This is a genomic window from Neobacillus drentensis (assembly GCF_036962125.1).
GTDB classification, from domain to species: Bacteria; Bacillota; Bacilli; order Bacillales; family Cytobacillaceae; genus Neobacillus; species Neobacillus drentensis_B.
Map to the genome: position 1 here is coordinate 35,974 of NZ_JBALOA010000019.1, position 18,937 is coordinate 54,910.

The following is an 18,937-nucleotide window of genomic DNA, read 5'->3' on the forward strand; positions in this document are numbered from 1 at the left end:
GAAGGACACTAGCCGCTAGGGCGCTGGAGCTAGACAGTAAACTAAGTCCAAAAACTTATAACTTCTTATCATTGATAAAAAATGGGAGGGATGATAAAAAATCATCCCTCCCATTTCTCTATCTATAATGTTCGATATTTTTTCAGCGAGAAGATATTCAAAACAATAAAAATCACGGTGAAGATAATCAAGGCCAACAGGTCTCCACTGATATCACTAAAACTTAACCCTTTATACATTACCCCTTTTAAGGCATCCCCTGCATAATACATCGGCATAACCTTCGCGACCGCCTGCAGCCAATTCGCCATCCCCTCGAGCGGAAAGATTCCAGCGAAAAAGATTTGCGGGATGACGGCAATTGGGATAAATTGAATCATTTGAAACTCGGAAGCGGCAAAGGTCGATAAAAGGATTCCTAAAGAGAGTGCCACCAAAGCTAACAGCAGATTAATGAGGAGCACATGCCCAATCGACCCGACAAGGACAATATCTAATACAGTAATAGAATAAAAGACAACAATTAATGTTTGAATGACCGCAAAAATACCATAGCCCACCAAGTAGGCGGTAACAATCTCCCATCTCCGAATCGGTGTAGACATCAGCCGTTCCAAAGTCCCCGTAGTACGCTCACGTAATAAACCAATCCCAGAAATAATAAACACGAAAAAGAAGACAAAGAAACCAACTAATATTGGGCTTAAGACATCAAAAAATACGGTATCCTTATCGCCATACACATAGTCAATATCGATGTTTTGCTGAGCCATCCCTGCAGCTGCTGGATTTTGCTTGATTAGCATAGCCTTCGTCTGTGCGGCGACTGCTTGGCTGACTTTCATTTGTAACCCTTTCGCTTTGGAAGGGTCGTTGTTTAGTAATGTTAATTTGATTTGGCGATTATCTTGTTCTAACAATCCATCAAGCTCATCATCGACTACCGTGTTAGCACTGACTTTTTTATATTGCTCAACTTGGATGTCTGCTTTTTTTAATACTTTAACGAGGCTATCATCCACACCTATAACCCCTAATTTAGGATCGACGGTGTTGCCGTTGAATAAAAAGTACATCAGGGTCAGGATTAGCAATGGTGCTACAAACAACAGTGCTAAGGTGCGTTTGTCACGAAACATTTGCCGGAAGATTCTTTTCACTAACGCTAGAATTCTCATGATTGTTTCACCCCTGCTCTCAAGAATACTTCATCAAAATCATCGGTTCTATACAATGCTTTTAATTCTGCAGGTGTTCCACTTGTTAAAATTTGTCCATCCCGCACCATTGCAACATAATCACATTTGACCGCTTCGTCCATCACATGAGTGGTAACGATGATGGTCTTTTGTTCTTCATTTTTCAAGCGTAAGAATTCCTTCCAAATTGACAATTTTAATTCGGGGTCAATTCCGACGGTTGGTTCATCTAAGATTAAGATTTGTGGGTTCTGAATTAAGGCAATCGCCAACGACAAACGTCGTTTCATTCCGCCTGAATAAGCAGCTACCCGTTTAGAAAGGTCATCCGTCAGGTTAACTAAACTAGCGACATACGAGATCCGTGTTTTCTGTGCGTCCTTATTTAGACCGAATAGAGAGGCGAAAAATTTTAGATTCTCCTCGCCGGTTAATTCGCCATACAACGCATCAGCTTGGGCCATATAACCAATTTCCTGAAGTAAAGCAAGGTTTGGCATTTTCTTGTCTAACACATGAATCGACCCTTTATCCGCCTTTTCCATGCCAACAATCATTTTGACGAGGGTGGTTTTTCCGGCCCCTGAAGGTCCAATTAGTCCAAATAACTGCCCTTTCTCGATCGCTAAGTTCACTTCATTTAAGACGGTTTTTTTTCCAAAACTCTTACTGACTTGTTCTACTTTTATCGTTGATTTCATCAATCATTCCTCCTAGGATGTTGACGCTGTTATAGTTTTATTTTACAACGCAGCCTAAGATTAGCAATAAACAAAAAACAACAATGTGTTGGTTATATTAAAAAAAAAACTAAAATAGGGGTTTGGCGGAATCATTGAAGGGTGCGCTGAATAATTGCGGAAGTGGCGGGAAAAACTCGCAGTTTGGCGGAATCACTCCAATAGTCAGCGGAATCCCGCCTCAAGTTAGCAGAATGGATCCTTGTTAGGTTGTCAATTACCGTGATTGGGGCTAAAAATATTTTGAACTTGAATAGGAAAATTATTGTATATTTGGAAGCGTGGCTGTTAAACCTAAAGTGGGAAATTCTTATCCATGAAAGGTGGTTTAGCCATGATTATTAACTTACTGAATGGTATCGAGTTTCAAAGCCATCATATTTTCAATCTGGAAGGTGCAGCAACGATTATTTTTTTCTTTACTGTTTACTCGCTTCTAGGATGGCTCCTAGAAAACAGTTATAATTTTTTTACAAAGCGAGAGTTTTTTAAACCTAATTTCCTCTATGGTCCATTTAAACCGATGTACGGCATTACTCCAGTTCTCCTGGTTTATCTGATCTCACCAGAAACCAATTGGGCAGTAGTTATTATCCTGTGCTTCTTGATTCCAACCATCGTGGAATATCTAACAGGAACTATGCTGGAGAAGCTTTTTAGCCGAAAATGGTGGGATTATTCTGATACACCAATGCAGCTTCATGGCCATATTTGCGTCCCCTTCTCTTTATGCTGGATCGTTTTGTCCCTTATTTGTATAAAATGGATTCATCCTGCGCTTACATTAATGTATGGAGCAATTGAACCCTATTGGGCATGGGTTTGGTCTGCAGTAGGTTTGTACTTTCTTGCCGATCTTGTATTAGCAATCAGGAAATATTCCTTACAAGAGCTGGTTTCTGAAGAAATTCAATAGGTACCTGACACCTTCAATCATAAAAAACTCCTTCGAAAAAAAGAAGGAGTTTTTGCCTTTTAAAGGAAATTGTAATAGGGATATTCATTTACAATCAATTAACTAGTATAGGAGAGTAGTCGTGGGGATTCTTAACAAAGATTCAGTAAGGATTGAAGGGAAGTATATCTATTTGCGTTTTCTGGAGGAAAAAGATGCGGAGGCAATGACACAGTTGTATCTTAGAAACAGAGATTTTTTTCAAACGTATTCACCTACACGTTCCGAGTCCTACTATTCATATGAACGACAATTAAGAACGATCCAACATGGAATGGAAAGCCGTAAAATAGATCGAGCATATTCATTTGGAATCTTTTTAAGAGAAACAGATGAACTAGTCGGTGATATTGACTTAACAGGTGTATTAAGAGATGCACTCCAGAGTTGTTATGTTGGATATAGTTTGGACCAAGCACATAATGGCAAAGGCTATACTACCGAAGCAGTTAAACTCGTCGTTGACTTCGGTTTTAATCACCTTAACCTGCACCGAATTGTTGCAGGCGTCATGCCAACGAATATCGGATCGCTTCGTGTCTTAGAAAAGGCAGGTTTTGAGAAGGAAGGCCTTGCGCGAAAGAATGTAAAAATTAATGGAAAATGGGAAGACCATGTGGAGTTATCCATCCTCAATCCAGATGAGGAATGAAGAAGAGCCGATAGGGTTCTTTTTTTTGCCTTTACACTTAAATATAAAAGATTAAAATTTAATGAAAAAAAGAAAAATAAGCTGTAATAATGCTAAATTGGAGGAGCAAGATCCTGAAGTAATATCAAATCCACCTAAGTTTATGCTTTAAAAAAGGAGGGATGGCGATGAACCAGCGAATTTTGGTAATAGAGGACGAAAAACAAATTGCTAAAATATTAAAGCTTGAGCTCGAATACGAAGGATATAATGTCCTTGTGGCCCATGATGGGAAGTCTGGATTACATGATGCCTTGAATGAAAAAATAGATTTAATTTTATTAGATGTGATGTTGCCTGAGATGAATGGGATTGAGGTGTTACGAAGGATTAGAAAAGAGAATTCCTTACTGCCAGTTATTTTATTAACAGCTCGAAATATGACATTGGATAAGGTTGCAGGACTTGATCAGGGGGCAAATGATTATATCACTAAGCCATTTGAAATGGAGGAATTACTAGCAAGAATTCGCGCATGTCTTCGTCAGTGTTCGAATGTGGTCATGGCCTCCCAATCGGATGATACCATCTTAGAAATAGGGGACTTGACCGTTAACCTTGATACGAGGGAGGTAACCAGAGGGAAGACTTCCATCACGTTAACTCCCAAGGAATTTGATCTGCTCGTGTATTTGCTCTCTAATAAAAATCGAATTGTCACAAGGGAAAGTATCCTGCTGCATGTATGGGGTTATGAATATGAAGGGGAGACAAATGTCATCGATGTCTTTATCCGACATTTACGAAAGAAAATAGAAGAAGGTTTTTCGGATCCAACGATTATTCAAACGGTTAGGGGAATCGGTTATACCGTAAGGGAGAATTAAACAAATGAAAATTACGACAAAAATAAATCTTATCACCACGGCATGGATCATCTGTGTGTTGCTGGCTGTGAATGCGGTTGTCTTTTTTTCATTTATGAAAATTACGGTCAATATGGAAGACGGTGAACTTTTTCAAAAGGCTGATTACCTGATTAAGCAAATCAACAAAGATGATTCCCAAGAGGTGATTAAGGAAAAATTAACTCCCTATTTAACGAACCAATCATTTATTAGAATTGTTCAACCAAATTCTGAAATTGCCAACGAAGTAACCAATGATCCGCACTTAGCTTCTAAAATAAAACCACAATTTGCTCGTGAAAAGGGGACCGCAAGGCGCACGATCCGCCTCAAACATGGAGAAGAACAAATAGCGATTGTCAGGGTGCCAATCAAATCTACTGGACAAATTGTCGGAACACTAGAGTTTGGGGAAAAGTTAGTGGGATTGGAAACGGGAAAAGATCTATTACTGTCCATTCTTGCATTTTGTACGATACTCGGTGCAATCATATCACTGCTCGGCGGCAGATGGTTATCGAATCTCATTATGAGGCCAATTTCCAATATGATTAACACGATGGAGGATATTGAAAATAGTGGAATCCCTAAAAAGATAGTCATCCAATATGAAACAAAGGATGAACTGCAAAAAATGGCAGAAACGTTTAATCGGATGATTGGCAGGTTAGAGGCAAACCTCGAAAAACAACGGCAATTTATTTCAGATGCCTCCCATGAATTAAAAACCCCGCTCACAGTTATCAAAAGTTATGCCGACCTGCTGCTTAGAAGGGGATTAAAAAATGAAGAGGTTACCCATGATGCTATAGAATCCATCCATTCTGAAGCAACAAGAATTCAAAAAATGACAGAAAGGTTTCTAGATTTAGCTGATACAGAATCAGGAGAACTCTTAGAAGCTAAATTAATCAATCTAGTTTCCTTATGCGAGAATTTATTCAAACAGCTAAAAAGTGCCTATAAGCGAGAAATTATTCTGCACTTGAAATCGCAAGAACCCTCCATCATGGTTTTTGTCGATGAAATGAAGCTAAAGCAGGCAATGATTATCTTAATCGATAACGCAATCAAATATAGTATGGATCAAATAGATGTCTATCTAGAGGAAGAAGAAAAATTTACGATTATTACCGTAAAAGATTACGGGATTGGCATACCCGCAGCAGAAATTCAGAATGTCTTTGAACGGTTTTACAGGGTGGACAAGGCAAGGAGCCGAGAGACTGGGGGAACCGGGTTAGGGTTGTCAATCGCAAAGAATATCATGAAGCAGCATCAGGGCGAAATTATCGTCAAAAGTACGGAAGGAGTAGGAACAGAGGTAGAATTGTTCATACCCAAAATGAAAGCTGGAAAGGAAATGTTTCTAGAGTGAGCAACCTGATCATCATCTGTTTTATTCTGTTAATCAGCCTTTTTCTTATCTATGCAATACTGCCAACCATTCTTATTCGGGTCACTGGTTGGGGAATCACCAAAATGATCCATTCATCCGCGATAGCGATTACGTTTGATGATGGTCCCAATCCAAAATATACGCCACAACTGCTGGATCTGTTGAAAAAATACGGTATCAAGGCATCCTTTTTTGTGGTTGGGAGCAAAGTGAAAGCCTATCCTGACATTATTAAGCGGATGAGCGAGGAGGGGCATACGATTGGAATTCATCATTATAACCACATTTCCAGTTGGATTCTCTCGCCATTCCAATTAAAGAAGTACTTGGACATGACAGAACAGGCCATCTTCGAATGCACAAATCAAAAAGTAACCTTTTATCGTCCGCCATGGGGGCATTTTAATCTGTTCAGCCTCATGTTGAGCAAGCGTTATAAAGTGATTATGTGGTCACACATATTTGGAGATTGGAAGGTATCAAAAGGAATAAATGGCCTGCTGGATCAATTGCTCCAATCAACTGAACCAGGTTCCGTGCTGTTACTGCATGATTGCGGGGAAACAGCGGGAGCGGACCGACTAGCCCCCCATTATATGCTAAAGTGCTTAGAAATCTATTTACGAGAAAATGCCAATAAGGGAACAAAATTTATTACATTAAAAGAAGTTAATTTTTAGGGGATTCTATGAATGTAGAGACAATCATCAATTATATTAACATCTATGGTTATTTAGTCATTTTACTTTTTTTATTCTTTGGGATTGTGGGCATTCCTGCTCCGGAGGAATCGCTGCTCTTTTTAATCGGCGTGCTAAGTTTTCATCATCAACTTTCACTAGGGTTAGCTATGCTGTGTTCGATTCTCGGAGCATTTATCGGAATGCTGACAGCCTTTGCGATAGGAAAATATTTAGGTTCTCCATTTATAAAGAGGTACGGTAAATATGTCGGAATTACGGATGTACGCTGGGAAAAAGTTAGTCTTAAATACACAAACAATGTACGTAAAACCATCGTGGCGGGTTTTTATCTTCCAGGTATTCGGCAGATTAGCCCGTATTTTGCCGGAATAAACAAGATTCCATTTCGCGTATTTTTCTTCTTTTCCATATTAGGCACGCTACTTTGGACGATTCCTTTTATTTTAGCAGGCTATTATGGAGGAAAGCTGTTCCATATAAATCCAAATTATGTTCCTTATTTAGGAATTGCATTCTTCTTTCTGTTTTTAATCTACGTTATTATTAATTATATAATTGGTAAAAAACGCAAGAAACTAAATGGGATAAATTAATATCCAAACCTGAAAATACCTCTTTTCAGGTTTTTTGCGTTTTTAAAGACAATCTAAAAAAAAGCTGAAGGGAAGATTAAAAATCCATTAAAAACCCAGTTTTTCAAGAAATGAGTGATACATTGAATAGGTAATTTAGAAATCATTATGATCTTTTGGAACGATTTCTAAAAGAATAGGAGATGGATTAAGTGAAGAAGATTTTGTTTTTACCACTCTTACAAATGCAGTCAGGACATCATCAAGTTGCTGAGGCATTAATGGACCTTTTAAAAAATCATACGAATGACCTTATTTTAAAAAAAATAGACTTATTAAGTTACACGAATAAATCTTTAGAAAAAGTGATTACACAAGGTTATCTAAATTGGATTCGTTACGCACCGGAAACTTATAATCTGGCCTATAAAAGTTTTTTTTACGTACCCCCAACAAAAAAACAGTCCTTTAAATGGTATCAATCGCTCTTTTTGAAAAAAATGGAGCAATTATTAGAGGAGGAAAAACCAGACTTATTGGTTTGTACGCATGGGTTTCCTTCCTATCTTCTCAGCAAGTTAAAAATGAAGGGGAAATGCAACGTACCAATTATTAACGTCTACACTGATTTCTTTATTAATAGTGTTTGGGGGAGAGAGGGGATAGACCTCCATTTTCTTCCGAGCCAAGACGTCAAAGGAAAACTGATGAGGAGAAATCAAATCCCGAATGAAAAGATGATTGTGACGGGTATTCCTGTTCATGAAGAAATCACGAAAACGACTCACCCCAAAAAGCATAATGATCGGCTCAAAATTTTATTATCTGGAGGAAATAGTGGCTTGGGCGGTATTTTGAAACTAGCCGATGAGTTAAAATCCTCTACAAACGTAGACTTCATGGTATTGTGCGGCAACAATAAGAAACTATATGAGGAAATTCTTTCGTGGGATTTAGAGCATATCAAACCATTGTCCTATCTTTCTTCTAGAGCCGCGATGAATAAGCTTTATGATGAAGTGGATGCACTTGTCTCTAAACCAGGCGGAGTAACGATTAGTGAAGCAATGCGAAAAAGACTGCCAATCTTTGTTCATTCCGCACTTCCAGGGCAGGAAGAAATCAATCTTCGCTACTTAAAAAATCAAAAGTTAATCTTTGAACTCGATCACAAAGCTTATTTGGAAAATCAACTGGTTAGTACCTTAAGAAACCAGAAAAAAATGAATGACTGGGAGCAGGCAATCACTGCTTACCAACAGGGTATTGAACTAGAGAAGCCTGAAATAGTTGGATTGATAAATAGGATCCTTGACCAAGACACTAATAGCAATCAGTCTAGCATTAATCATTCTCAGTCGGAAATTTTTCAGATGGCACGGGCATAATAGATTAAAAAAGGAGGACAAGGCCTTGAATCACATCACAGATTACCTCGATCAGTACGGGTATATTGTCCTTTTCGTCTCACTCATCCTTGATTTGATTGCCATTCCCTTACCCGGCGAAGTCCTAATGACCTATAGTGGTTTTTTAGTTTTTCAAGGGCAATTAAATTGGCTGATTAGTATTTTCAGCGCAAGTGTAGGAGCCTGTATCGGGATGACACTTTCCTACTGGATTGGTTATAAGTTAGGCAAACCTTTTTTTTATAAATATGGTCATTGGTTTCATATGGGGCCGGAACGACTGGACAAAACGTCTGATTGGTTTACGAAGCATGGGAATAAGCTGTTGTTTATCGCTTATTTCATTCCCGGGGTCAGACATATTACTGGATACTTTTCGGGAGGTACTTCTTTTTTCATTGGTAATAAAACTTATTTTCTGACATAAGATTTAAAGTTAGAATGATAGGAATCCAGCGTAGGAAGGAGGATTTCATGTTCTTTGATTTTTTGCCTCAAGGTCAATTGTTGTGGAGCCTGCCATTATTAGCAATGCTCTTTTTTATTGGAGGGTTATATGTTATTTTATTGCTTTCTTTTACAAAAATAAAAATCCGCCAAAAACAACCCCTGTTTTTTTTCCTCAGTTTAGTCATATTATACTTAACCATTGGCAGTCCTTTATCGTCATTAAGCCATCTATCTTTTAGTTTGCATATGCTCCAATTGAGCATTTTATATTTTATCATCCCACCACTATTCTTATTAGGAATTCCCGATTCTTTGCTTCAACAATTTAGTAAAACCGCGATATCTAAACAGGTTGGCATATTCGTCATTCCGCCCAAGGCAGCACTATATGCCTTTGGGGCTTTGTTCTTGATGTACCATTTCCCGGTTATATTAACGGTTCTTTCTCAGAACAAACTTGCTCATAATGGATATCTTTGTGTCCTGTTGATTTTGTCCTTTTGGATGTGGCGTCCCATTGCGGTTCCAGACCTAAAGAAAGATGGTTCCGTGGAAAAGAATAAACGTTATGTAGTTTTGAGCGGGCTTGTATTGATGCCTGCCTGTTTGCTATTCGTTTTCAATGTAATTATTGGTGAAATGAATAATCCATTTTTAATTCAAATGACTGCAAACCTATGTATGTCACCCTCCGATTTAAGTTCTTTCAACATACTTCCTTCTCCATTTAATACTAGTTTTGATCAAATCTTGGCAGGCATCCTGATGTTAATCATGCACAAATTTGGATTAACTCTGACTGTCCATCTTCAGAAAAACGTCCAACAAAGGTCGGTGGAAGAAATAGTTGAGTAGTTCTTTTTTTTGCAAAAATGAATTAGTAAAGGCTTGGACTCGTAAAGTGAGTTCGGCTTCTTTCCTATGCTGTTTAATATATTCCGCCATAATTATGGGAATGGTATCTAAGGAGTGAACTAAAATATTGTGCAAAGCTAGGGTAGTAGGGGGGATTCTTATATACAAAAAACAAGAACAGAAGTTGGTTTGGCTAGCCTTTATTGTCGCGTCGATTTTGGGGCTATCGATCATTGGCCGACTTTTTGCAGGATGACGAGGAGTGACGAGTAATGGGAAACGAAGAAGCAGTATTTTTTAGCCGTGTCTTAACAGAGTTGACGCTTTCCTTTCACATCATCTACGCAACAATTGGTGTCGGGATTCCGTTGATGATTATGGTTGCACAATGGGTCGGGATAAAGAAACAAGACGAACATTATATTTTACTAGCACGAAGATGGACGAGGGGATTTGTAATTACCGTGGCTGTTGGTGTAGTGACTGGGACCGCAATTGGGTTGCAACTTTCCCTTCTCTGGCCAAACTTCATGCAATTAGCGGGAAATGTCATTGCCTTACCGTTATTTATGGAAACCTTTGCGTTTTTCTTTGAAGCGATTTTTTTAGGGATATACATATACACGTGGGATCGATTTGAAAATCAAAAAAAACATCTACTCCTGTTGATACCTGTGGCAGTAGGCGCCTCCTTTTCTGCTGTTTTCATCACCATCGTTAATGCCTTTATGAACGCGCCTCGGGGCTTTAATTTGGTCAATGGTCAATTGGTTGATGTAAGTCCAATCTTGGCGATGTTTAATCCGGCGATGCCAACAAAAGTGGCTCATGTTGTGGTGACAGCCTATATGACTTCAGCGTTTGTCCTTGCTGCGATTGGTGCCTTTCGGTTACTTAAGGGATCAAATCATACGTATCATAAAAAGGCCTTGTTTTTAACCATGAAATTAGGCTTTGTCTTTTCAGTGGCGACTGCTCTATTAGGGGATTTCTCCGGAAAATATCTAGCAGAATACCAGCCAGAAAAATTAGCCGCGGCTGAGTGGCATTTTGAAACAGGGAAGGGTGTCCCGCTGATTCTTTATGGTGTTCTTGCAAATGGAGAAGTGAAATATGCGCTAAAAATTCCCTATGCCCTCAGCATTTTAGCGCATGAAGTCCCAAATGCAGAAGTGATTGGACTGAATCAATTTCCAAAGGATGAAGTGCCGCCACTCTATATTCACTATCTATTTGATACGATGGTCACGATTGGGATGTGGTTGACCGTCCTATCGTTGGTGTATCTTTTAGGTATATCGCGGAATTGGAGGTTTGTTTTATCAAAATGGTTTCATTGGCTGCTGGTGCTCGGTGGACCGCTCTCCATCCTAGCGATTGAGGCAGGATGGTGGCTGGACGAAGTGGGCCGGCAGCCATGGGTTTTACGGGGGATTTTGCGAACGAAAGATGCTGCGACGACCAGTGGTCAAGTCGATTTAATGTTAGTTTTATTTGCAGGGCTTTATCTTGTCCTGGGGGTCGGTAGTATCGTTGTTCTTTTGCGGATGTTTCGCAGGAATACGGTCGAACAAGAGCTGGCCGACCGGGCTTCAGTGAAAGGCAGGTGAGCTAGTATGACTCTTGAAATTATTGGTATTTCGGCATTGGGTCTGTTTTTGTTTGGCTATATCATTATCGCGTCGATTGATTTTGGGGCAGGTTTCTTTAACGCCTTCAGTACGTTAACTGGCAAACAGCATATTTTGACGAAGATTATTCAACGTTATTTATCACCTGTTTGGGAAGTGACCAATGTGTTTTTAGTATTTTTCTTTGTGGGGATGGTTGGTTTTTTTCCAAAAACAGCGTATTACTTTGGGACCACCCTGCTTGTCCCTGCTAGCATCGCCATTGTTCTGCTGGCAATTCGCGGGGCCTATTATGCGTTTTCGACCTATGGGGGTCTCAAGCATAAGCGCTACACAATTTTGTACGGATTAACGGGATTATTTATCCCCGCGTCCCTGTCGAGCGTCTTGACGATTTCGGAGGGAGGCTTTGTGGTAATGAAAAATTCAGCTCCTGCCCTCGATTATTGGGCGTTATTTACTAGTCCATTATCCTGGAGCATTGTTGTCCTCAGTCTGACGGCCGTGTTATATATTTCTGCTGTCTTTTTGACCTGGTATGCCCATCACGCACAAGATGAAGCGGCAACGAATCTGTTACGAAAATATGCGCTTAGCTGGGCTGGGCCGGCAATGGTCACCGCTGCTGGAATTATCATTGAAATGAGGACTCACAATCCGGAACATTACCAACGATTATTCAATCTTTGGTGGTTATTCGGTTTGTCAGTTGTTTTCTTTGCAGGGACCGTTTATCTCATCTGGATGCGGCGATCTTATGGTCTTGCCTTCGGGCTGTTAGTCGGGCAATTTGCGCTTGCCTTTTTGGCCTATGGTGCGTCCCATTATCCCTATTTGCTGTATCCATATCTAACCCTATACGACAGCTTCACGAATAAATCAATGGCGATTGCTCTTATCGTTGCCTTTATTGCGGGGTTGGGATTACTCCTGCCATCCCTGTATCTGCTGCTAAGATTATTTTTATTTAATAAGGAATATGTACAAGGGAATCGAAATGATGAACATGCATAGAGGGGATGGAACGGAATGGATGATTTTTTGCTTTTTTATGCACCATTTCTGGTGTTGATTGCGTCGATCGTTGTGGCGTTTTGGATTGCACCGAAGGATGATTCTGTGGGGAAAAATAAGAAAAACGGCTGAAAAATCAGCCGTTTTTCTATTTTAGACTCCGCTTCAAGAATGCCTTCGTCCGTTCGTTTTTAGGGTTCGTAAACAACTCCGCAGGCGCGCCGGATTCCACTATCTCCCCGTTATCCATAAAAACAACTCGATTAGCTACTTCTTTGGCGAAACCCATCTCATGTGTTACGACAATCATCGTCATGTGTTCCTCCGCGAGGTCCTTCATGACTTGTAGTACTTCGCCAGTTAACTCTGGGTCTAAAGCAGATGTGGGCTCATCAAAAAGCAGAATTTCTGGATTTAACATGAGCGCCCTTGCTATCGCGACTCGTTGCTTCTGTCCGCCTGAGAGATTTGCCGGATAGGCTGCTGCCCGGTCAGTGAGACCGATTTTTTCAAGAAGCTCACTGCTCCTTTTTTGAATATCAACTGGTGATTCCTTCTTTAACATTCTTGGGGCCAGTTCTAGATTTTCTTTGACGGTCAGATGCGGAAAAAGGTTAAAATGTTGAAAGACCATCCCCATCTTGCCATTAATTTCTTTGATTTCCTGCGGTTTAGCGTAAACCCCATCCTTCACTAAATAGTTGTCAGAGACAGCAATACTGCCGCCATCTATTTTTTCTAGATAGACCAAACTGCGGAGCATCGTACTTTTTCCTGAACCAGAAGGACCGATGACCGCAACAACATCATTCTTTTTTACATCAAAGGTAATATTCTTAAGGACATCTAACTTGCCATACGATTTTTTTAGGTTAGCTATTTCAATGATAGGCACATTCACCACTCCTTCCTATTCAAATTTGAACCGTTTTTCGAGCCATTTAAAGAACATAGTTAAGATCAGCGTCATAATTAAATAAATAATCCCAGCGACGAAGAAAGGGGCAATCGTAAAGTCTCGATTGACTGCGGTCTGCGCAAAATGCAGTAGTTCCGGTACTGCGACGGCATAGAGAAGCGCGGTATCCTTAACCAACGTCACAGATTCGTTCGCAACTGAAGGAAGGGCAATTCGAAACATTTGCGGGAGGATAACCCTTGTCAAAGTTTGCATTTTATTTAGTCCAAGCACTTGCGATGCCTCGTATTGACCTTTATCAATGGCAAGAAGACCGCCGCGAAAGATTTCTGCAAAATAGGCTGCATAGTTCAAGATGAAACCGATACAGGCAGCCACAAACCGGTCCAATACTAAATATTCACCGATGACGGGAATCATCGGCAGCCCAAAACAGATAAAGAGCAGCTGTAGTAACAGCGGTGTACCACGCATGATGTAAATATACCCCTGTGCAAGCATGGAAAGGGGTTTAAAACGGCTGCCGACAGCCAATGTTAATACAAACCCCAATGGAATCGAGACGACAATCGCAATCAAAAACAACAGGACGGTCATCTCAGCCCCTTCAAGCATTGGTTTAAGAATCGAGAGTAAATAATCAACAGACATGTAAGGATTCCTCCAAAAACAAAACAGGGTTCCCAAAGGAAATCCTGCTTTACCTAATATTCGATATTACTTAACTACTTTATCTTCGCCAAACCACTTTTTCGAGATGCTTGCCGCAGTCCCGTCTTCATTCATATCATCGAGTGCCTTTTGGAGATTTTTAAGCAGCACTTCATTCCCTTTTTTCACACCAATCCCGTACTCTTCAGGAGCTAGTGATTCACCAAGTACTTTAAAGGTGTCTTTTTCTTCCGTCATATAATAATCGATGACAACTTCATCGATAACTACTGCATCTAACCGACCGCTCTTTAAGTCTGTCAATGCTTGAACATTATCAGCAAATTCTGTAACTGTCTTAATCTTTTTCTTGATTGGAGATGCCTCTAAAGCATCAGCTGCTGAAGAAAGTGTTTGTAGACCAACAACTTTACCGGTCAAATCAGCTAATTTGGTAAGTTTAGAATCAGCCATAGTTACAACAACCTGTGCATTTTTTAAATAGGGTTTCGTGAAAAGTACCTTCTTTTTCCGTTCATCAGTAATAGTGTATCCGTTCCAAATAAGGTCAATTCTGCCACTGCTTAGTTCAGCCTCTTTGGTACTCCAATCGATTGGTTGGAACTTGACCTTTTTCCCCATCTTTTCTGCTGCTGCAGTTGCGAGGTCAATGTCAAAGCCAACAATTTTGTTATTTTCATCTCTGAACCCCATCGGTGCGAATTTATCATCAATCCCGATGACCAGCGTAGTATTCTTTTCCCCTGCAGTCTTAGAAGAGCAACCCGTCAATATTGAGAATAATGCTGCGATGACCAGAACCATAGTTGCTAAACGTTTCATAGTTATTTAACCACCTTATCTATTATATATTTGCTTTAGTACGTTACCATATTATTATACTACCACATTATAACGCTATAATAATACTTAGTACAATAGGTTTAATAATAGTGGAAAAATTAAAAATATTTAATAGGCAGACGAAAAAATACAAAATTCATTGACACTCAAACCTCCATTTGAATATGATATAATCAAACGAATATTTGAATGAAGAGGGTGACCAGAATGAAAGAACGTGATGTTTGTGAGATTACCTGTGTCGATGAAGAGAAAACCACTCGAGTTCAACAACAGCTTGAAAAAGATAAGAATATCCCAGCAGTAACTAAGCTATTTAAAGCATTATCGGATGAGACGCGCTTGAAAATCGCCTATTCGCTTACGCTTGAAGACGAATTATGCGTCTGTGATGTTGCCAATATTGTTGGGGCAACCACCGCTACCGCCTCCCATCATTTACGTCACCTAAAAAGCCTCGGGCTCGCAAAATATCGTAAAGAGGGAAAGCTTGTTTATTATTCCCTTGACGATAATCATGTGAAACAATTAATTCATATTGCGGTTGCCCATCAGGAGGAGGTGGCCGGTCGTGACTGAGATTATTGAAAAACAGGTCTATCGAATCCAGGGTCTATCCTGAACAAGCTGTGCCGCTAAGTTCGAAAAGAACGTCCAACACCTGGATGGTGTGGTTGATGCCAAACTTAATTTTGGAGCTGCAAAGCTCACAGTCTATGGAACAGCGAATTTAGAAAGTTTACATGAAGCGGGTGCTTTTGATCACTTAACGATTTTTCCTGAAAAAGAAAACCCGCCAGCTAGTGCCAAAGTGCCGTTCTGGAAACGTTATGGCCTGTTAGGTCTGTCCTTTTTGTTCCTGATTGCAGGCTATATTTTTTCAGAAAACCTTCTGTTTGGGGCTGCAATTTTACTAGGAGGATTCCCTCTTTTTAAAACAGGAATTAAAAATTTACTCCGGCTTGAGTTTGATATGAAGACGCTTATGACCGTTGCAATCATCGGGGCTGCAATTATTGGCGAGTGGAGTGAAGGGGCTGTGGTTGTTCTCTTATTTGCCATTAGTGAGGTCCTTGAAAGCTATTCAATGGAAAAAGCAAGAGCCTCGATTCGCTCCCTGATGGAGCATGCGCCGACAGAGGCACTCGTGCTTCGGAATGGAAAAGAAATAATTTTAAAAGCGGACGATATCGAAGTGGGCGATATCATGATTGTCAAGCCTGGTCAGATGATTGCAATGGATGGAATTATTGTTGAAGGAGCTTCAAGTATCAATCAAGCGGCAATTACCGGCGAATCGGTTCCTGTTGAAAAAGTCGTCGATGATGAAGTCTTCGCAGGCACACTAAACACAGAAGGGTACCTGAAAGTTAGGGTCACAAAGTTGATTGATGATACAACCATCGCGAAGATTACTCATTTAGTGGAGGAGGCCCAGGCAGAAAAGGCTCCATCACAGCGGTTTGTTGATCGGTTTGCGAAATATTATACGCCCGTGATTATGGCGGTGGCTGTTTTGGTCGCAATCGGTCCGCCTCTGTTATTCGCGGGGAATTGGCAAGAGTGGATTTACCAGGGCCTTGCCGTATTAGTGGTCGGCTGCCCCTGTGCACTAGTAATCTCCACACCTGTTTCAATTGTCACGGCCATTGGCAATGCGGCCAGAAATGGGGTGCTGATAAAAGGCGGGTCCTTTTTAGAAGAGGCAGGAGCGCTTGAAGCGATTGCTTTCGATAAAACGGGTACTTTAACAAAAGGCGTTCCTGTTGTCACTGACTATATCAATTATAGCGGTGATGAAAATTTACTTGAAGTCGTGGCTGCATTGGAAAGTAAATCACAGCATCCTTTAGCAGCTGCTATTTTGAAAAGGGCCGTTCGTTCGAACTTTCAGGTGAATGAATTTGCCTCCATTACGGGAAAAGGTGTTAGTGGAACGGTTAATGGAAGGAAGTACTATGTCGGAAATAAGAAATTGTTTACTAACATCTCAGCTGCTATATCCGAGCAAATTACAGCACTGCAAAATCAAGGGAAAACCGTCATGATTGCAGGGACTGAAAACGAAGTCTATGCTTTGATTGCGGTGGCGGATGAAGTACGCGAAAACAGCCGTCAAGTAATCGAGAGGCTGCACCAACTGGGGATGAGGCACACGATTTTGTTGACTGGCGACAATACGGCTACAGCAGAAGAAATCGGTAGACATGTTGGTGTGACCAGCATTGAAGCGGAGTTGCTTCCACAGGATAAACTAGCCTATATTAAAAAACTAAAAGAGCAGTTTGGCCGAGTAGGGATGGTCGGTGACGGGGTGAACGATGCACCAGCGCTGGCTGCCGCGAATGTAGGGATTGCGATGGGCGGGGCAGGAACGGATACGGCCCTTGAAACAGCAGACATTGCCTTGATGAACGACGACCTGAAAAAGCTTCCATTTACGATCAAGTTAAGTCGGAAAACGCTGCAAATCATTAAGCAAAATATCACATTATCTATCGTCGTGAAGCTTCTAGCTCTTTTACTTGTCGTACCAGGCTGGCTGACCTTATGGATTGCTATTTTCGCGGATATGGGCGTGACTTTACTTGTTACTTTTAATGGGTTACGGCTTTTGCGAGTGAAGGATTAGATTTTCTTTGCGAAACTAAGAGGTTTGTTTGCGAAACTAAGAGGTTTGTTTGCGAAACAAGAGCGTTTATTTGCGAAACTAACTTGTTTGTTTGCGAAACGCCCGCATTTCTTTACGTAACTGAATTTTTTCGGAAACAAACCAATGCGATGTTATACGAAATGTATCGAAAAATAAAGATTAGAAAAAACTAGCCTTAATCGTAATATTTTCGTTTTAGAAAGAGATAAATAAATGAGCCACTCTAAACTGAGAGCTCTGGGGGGATAAACATGGGTCATCACCATCACGGCCATTCACACGGCCATTCACATGGACATTCACATTCACATGATCACTCTCATGGTCATTCACATACAGGTAATAAAAAAGCTTTATTGAGTTCTTTCCTATTAATTGCTTCCTTTATGGTTGTCGAAGTAATCGGCGGGCTTTTAACAAATAGCTTGGCGCTTTTGTCCGATGCAGGGCATATGCTAAGTGACGCGGCCGCACTTGGGTTAAGCTTTTTTGCCATCAAACTCGGGGAGAGACAGGTGTCACAGGAAAAAACCTATGGCTACAAACGTTTTGAAATTATCGCTGCGGCCTTGAATGGATTAACATTAGTTGTTATCTCCATTTATATCTTTGTAGAGGCTTTTCTTCGCTTTTTCAATCCGCCAGAAGTACAAAGCGGCGGGATGCTGCTGATTTCTATTATCGGATTACTTGTAAACATCGTTGCGGCCTGGATCTTAATGAAGGGTGACAAGGACGAAAACCTAAATGTCAGAAGTGCTTTTTTACATGTACTTGGTGATATGCTAGGTTCTGTTGGTGCGATTGTTGCAGCCCTTTTAATCATGTTTTTCGGCTGGGGGATTGCAGACCCCATTGCCAGCATCATTGTGGCAGTATTAATCCTAATCAGTGGATACAGGGTCACGAAAGACTCCTTTAACATTTTGATGGAGGGGGTACCAGCGCAGATTGATATTAATCATGTCAAGGAAGAACTGTGCAAAATACCATTAGTGAAGGAAGTCCATGATTTACACATATGGACCATCACCTCAGGCTATCCCGTATTAAGCTGCCATATAACCATTCAGGATTATGGTGACCATGATGAAATTCTCTCACAAACACAGCGAATCCTGCACGACGAATTTCACATTGAACACAGCACCATTCAAGTAGAAAAAGAAACAAACGGCTGCCCTAGCCCCCATGGGACATGTAACTAAACCATAGACGGTGCCACTAAGGGGCTGCTTCGGTAGCTTCGGTTTCTGCCTTGGTACCTGACACCATCCGTGGACAACTGTCTTCCTAAAGTGGACACACGTAATAAACACAAAATTGTCCACTCGTGACGGACAAATATTAAAAAGTGTCTTTCCTTGGTACCTGACACCAAGG

20 protein-coding genes are annotated in these 18,937 nt (G+C 40.6%); 15 read left to right on the forward strand and 5 right to left on the reverse strand.

Annotated features, from left to right (window positions below; all coding sequences use genetic code 11):
- Window positions 1–122: 122 nt before the first annotated feature.
- Both V7121_RS17220 and V7121_RS17225 read right to left on the reverse strand, forming a co-directional pair.
- On the reverse strand, window positions 123–1,178 hold the full coding sequence (locus V7121_RS17220; RefSeq protein ID WP_335500872.1) for an ABC transporter permease: 1,056 nt from the start codon (window positions 1,176–1,178) through the stop codon (window positions 123–125).
- Entirely contained in the window at window positions 1,175–1,900 is a 726-nt protein-coding gene (locus V7121_RS17225) for an ABC transporter ATP-binding protein (protein ID WP_335500874.1), read from the reverse strand. The genes V7121_RS17220 and V7121_RS17225 overlap by 4 nt, the downstream gene beginning before the upstream one ends.
- 373 nt (window positions 1,901–2,273) lie before the next feature.
- On the opposite strand from V7121_RS17225, the gene V7121_RS17230 reads away from it, so the two are divergent.
- The 12 genes from V7121_RS17230 to cydS all read left to right on the forward strand — a co-directional run bounded on the left by V7121_RS17230 (window position 2,274) and on the right by cydS (window position 12,599).
- A complete protein-coding gene (locus tag V7121_RS17230) occupies window positions 2,274–2,855 on the forward strand; it encodes a putative ABC transporter permease (protein WP_335500876.1) in 582 nt (193 codons plus the stop codon).
- 205 nt (window positions 2,856–3,060) lie between these two features.
- Window positions 3,061–3,546: a GNAT family N-acetyltransferase gene (locus tag V7121_RS17235; protein WP_420490623.1), complete on the forward strand. Its 486-nt coding sequence runs from the start codon at window positions 3,061–3,063 to the stop codon at window positions 3,544–3,546.
- Window positions 3,547–3,713: 167 nt separating this feature from the next.
- Complete coding sequence (locus V7121_RS17240; protein WP_335500880.1) at window positions 3,714–4,412, forward strand: response regulator transcription factor; 699 nt, start codon at window positions 3,714–3,716, stop codon at window positions 4,410–4,412.
- A gap of 4 nt (window positions 4,413–4,416) precedes the next feature.
- The gene (locus V7121_RS17245; protein WP_335500882.1) at window positions 4,417–5,811 is read left to right on the forward strand and encodes a sensor histidine kinase; all 1,395 of its coding nucleotides are present in this window, start codon (window positions 4,417–4,419) and stop codon (window positions 5,809–5,811) included.
- Window positions 5,808–6,512 carry a polysaccharide deacetylase family protein gene (locus V7121_RS17250; RefSeq protein ID WP_335500884.1) on the forward strand — a complete coding sequence of 235 codons (705 nt, stop codon included), beginning with the start codon at window positions 5,808–5,810 and terminating at the stop codon, window positions 6,510–6,512. Before V7121_RS17245 ends, V7121_RS17250 begins: the two co-directional genes overlap by 4 nt.
- Window positions 6,513–6,520: 8 nt before the next feature.
- On the forward strand, window positions 6,521–7,129 hold the full coding sequence (locus V7121_RS17255; RefSeq protein WP_335500886.1) for a DedA family protein: 609 nt from the start codon (window positions 6,521–6,523) through the stop codon (window positions 7,127–7,129).
- Window positions 7,130–7,320: 191 nt separating this feature from the next.
- Window positions 7,321–8,496: an MGDG synthase family glycosyltransferase gene (locus V7121_RS17260; RefSeq protein WP_335547268.1), complete on the forward strand. Its 1,176-nt coding sequence runs from the start codon at window positions 7,321–7,323 to the stop codon at window positions 8,494–8,496.
- Between the two features lie 25 nt (window positions 8,497–8,521).
- On the forward strand, window positions 8,522–8,944 hold the full coding sequence (locus V7121_RS17265; protein ID WP_335547269.1) for a DedA family protein: 423 nt from the start codon (window positions 8,522–8,524) through the stop codon (window positions 8,942–8,944).
- A 47-nt stretch (window positions 8,945–8,991) separates the two neighbouring features.
- Complete coding sequence (locus V7121_RS17270; protein WP_335547271.1) at window positions 8,992–9,822, forward strand: cytochrome c oxidase assembly protein; 831 nt, start codon at window positions 8,992–8,994, stop codon at window positions 9,820–9,822.
- A gap of 272 nt (window positions 9,823–10,094) precedes the next feature.
- On the forward strand, window positions 10,095–11,432 hold the full coding sequence (locus V7121_RS17275; protein ID WP_335547273.1) for a cytochrome ubiquinol oxidase subunit I: 1,338 nt from the start codon (window positions 10,095–10,097) through the stop codon (window positions 11,430–11,432).
- Between the two features lie 6 nt (window positions 11,433–11,438).
- Window positions 11,439–12,467, forward strand: a complete 1,029-nt coding sequence (locus tag V7121_RS17280) for a cytochrome d ubiquinol oxidase subunit II (RefSeq protein WP_335547275.1) — start codon at window positions 11,439–11,441, stop codon at window positions 12,465–12,467.
- Window positions 12,468–12,482: 15 nt separating this feature from the next.
- A complete protein-coding gene (gene cydS / locus V7121_RS24950) occupies window positions 12,483–12,599 on the forward strand; it encodes a cytochrome bd oxidase small subunit CydS (RefSeq protein WP_420490727.1) in 117 nt (38 codons plus the stop codon).
- Between the two features lie 16 nt (window positions 12,600–12,615).
- Here the strand turns inward: cydS and V7121_RS17285 are convergent, their stop codons facing one another.
- The 3 genes from V7121_RS17285 to V7121_RS17295 all read right to left on the reverse strand — a co-directional run bounded on the left by V7121_RS17285 (window position 12,616) and on the right by V7121_RS17295 (window position 14,880).
- On the reverse strand, window positions 12,616–13,362 hold the full coding sequence (locus V7121_RS17285; RefSeq protein ID WP_335500897.1) for an amino acid ABC transporter ATP-binding protein: 747 nt from the start codon (window positions 13,360–13,362) through the stop codon (window positions 12,616–12,618).
- A 15-nt stretch (window positions 13,363–13,377) separates the two neighbouring features.
- Window positions 13,378–14,037 carry an amino acid ABC transporter permease gene (locus V7121_RS17290; RefSeq protein ID WP_335500899.1) on the reverse strand — a complete coding sequence of 220 codons (660 nt, stop codon included), beginning with the start codon at window positions 14,035–14,037 and terminating at the stop codon, window positions 13,378–13,380.
- A gap of 66 nt (window positions 14,038–14,103) precedes the next feature.
- Window positions 14,104–14,880, reverse strand: a complete 777-nt coding sequence (locus tag V7121_RS17295; protein ID WP_335500901.1) for an amino acid ABC transporter substrate-binding protein — start codon at window positions 14,878–14,880, stop codon at window positions 14,104–14,106.
- Between the two features lie 228 nt (window positions 14,881–15,108).
- Between V7121_RS17295 and V7121_RS17300 the strand changes: the two genes are divergently transcribed.
- The 3 genes from V7121_RS17300 to V7121_RS17310 all read left to right on the forward strand — a co-directional run bounded on the left by V7121_RS17300 (window position 15,109) and on the right by V7121_RS17310 (window position 18,762).
- A complete protein-coding gene (locus V7121_RS17300; RefSeq protein ID WP_335500903.1) occupies window positions 15,109–15,480 on the forward strand; it encodes an ArsR/SmtB family transcription factor in 372 nt (123 codons plus the stop codon).
- Window positions 15,473–17,533, forward strand: coding sequence for a heavy metal translocating P-type ATPase (locus V7121_RS17305; RefSeq protein ID WP_335500905.1), 2,061 nt, complete (start codon window positions 15,473–15,475; stop codon window positions 17,531–17,533). Before V7121_RS17300 ends, V7121_RS17305 begins: the two co-directional genes overlap by 8 nt.
- 272 nt (window positions 17,534–17,805) lie before the next feature.
- Window positions 17,806–18,762 carry a cation diffusion facilitator family transporter gene (locus V7121_RS17310; protein ID WP_335500907.1) on the forward strand — a complete coding sequence of 319 codons (957 nt, stop codon included), beginning with the start codon at window positions 17,806–17,808 and terminating at the stop codon, window positions 18,760–18,762.
- Window positions 18,763–18,937: the final 175 nt, after the last annotated feature.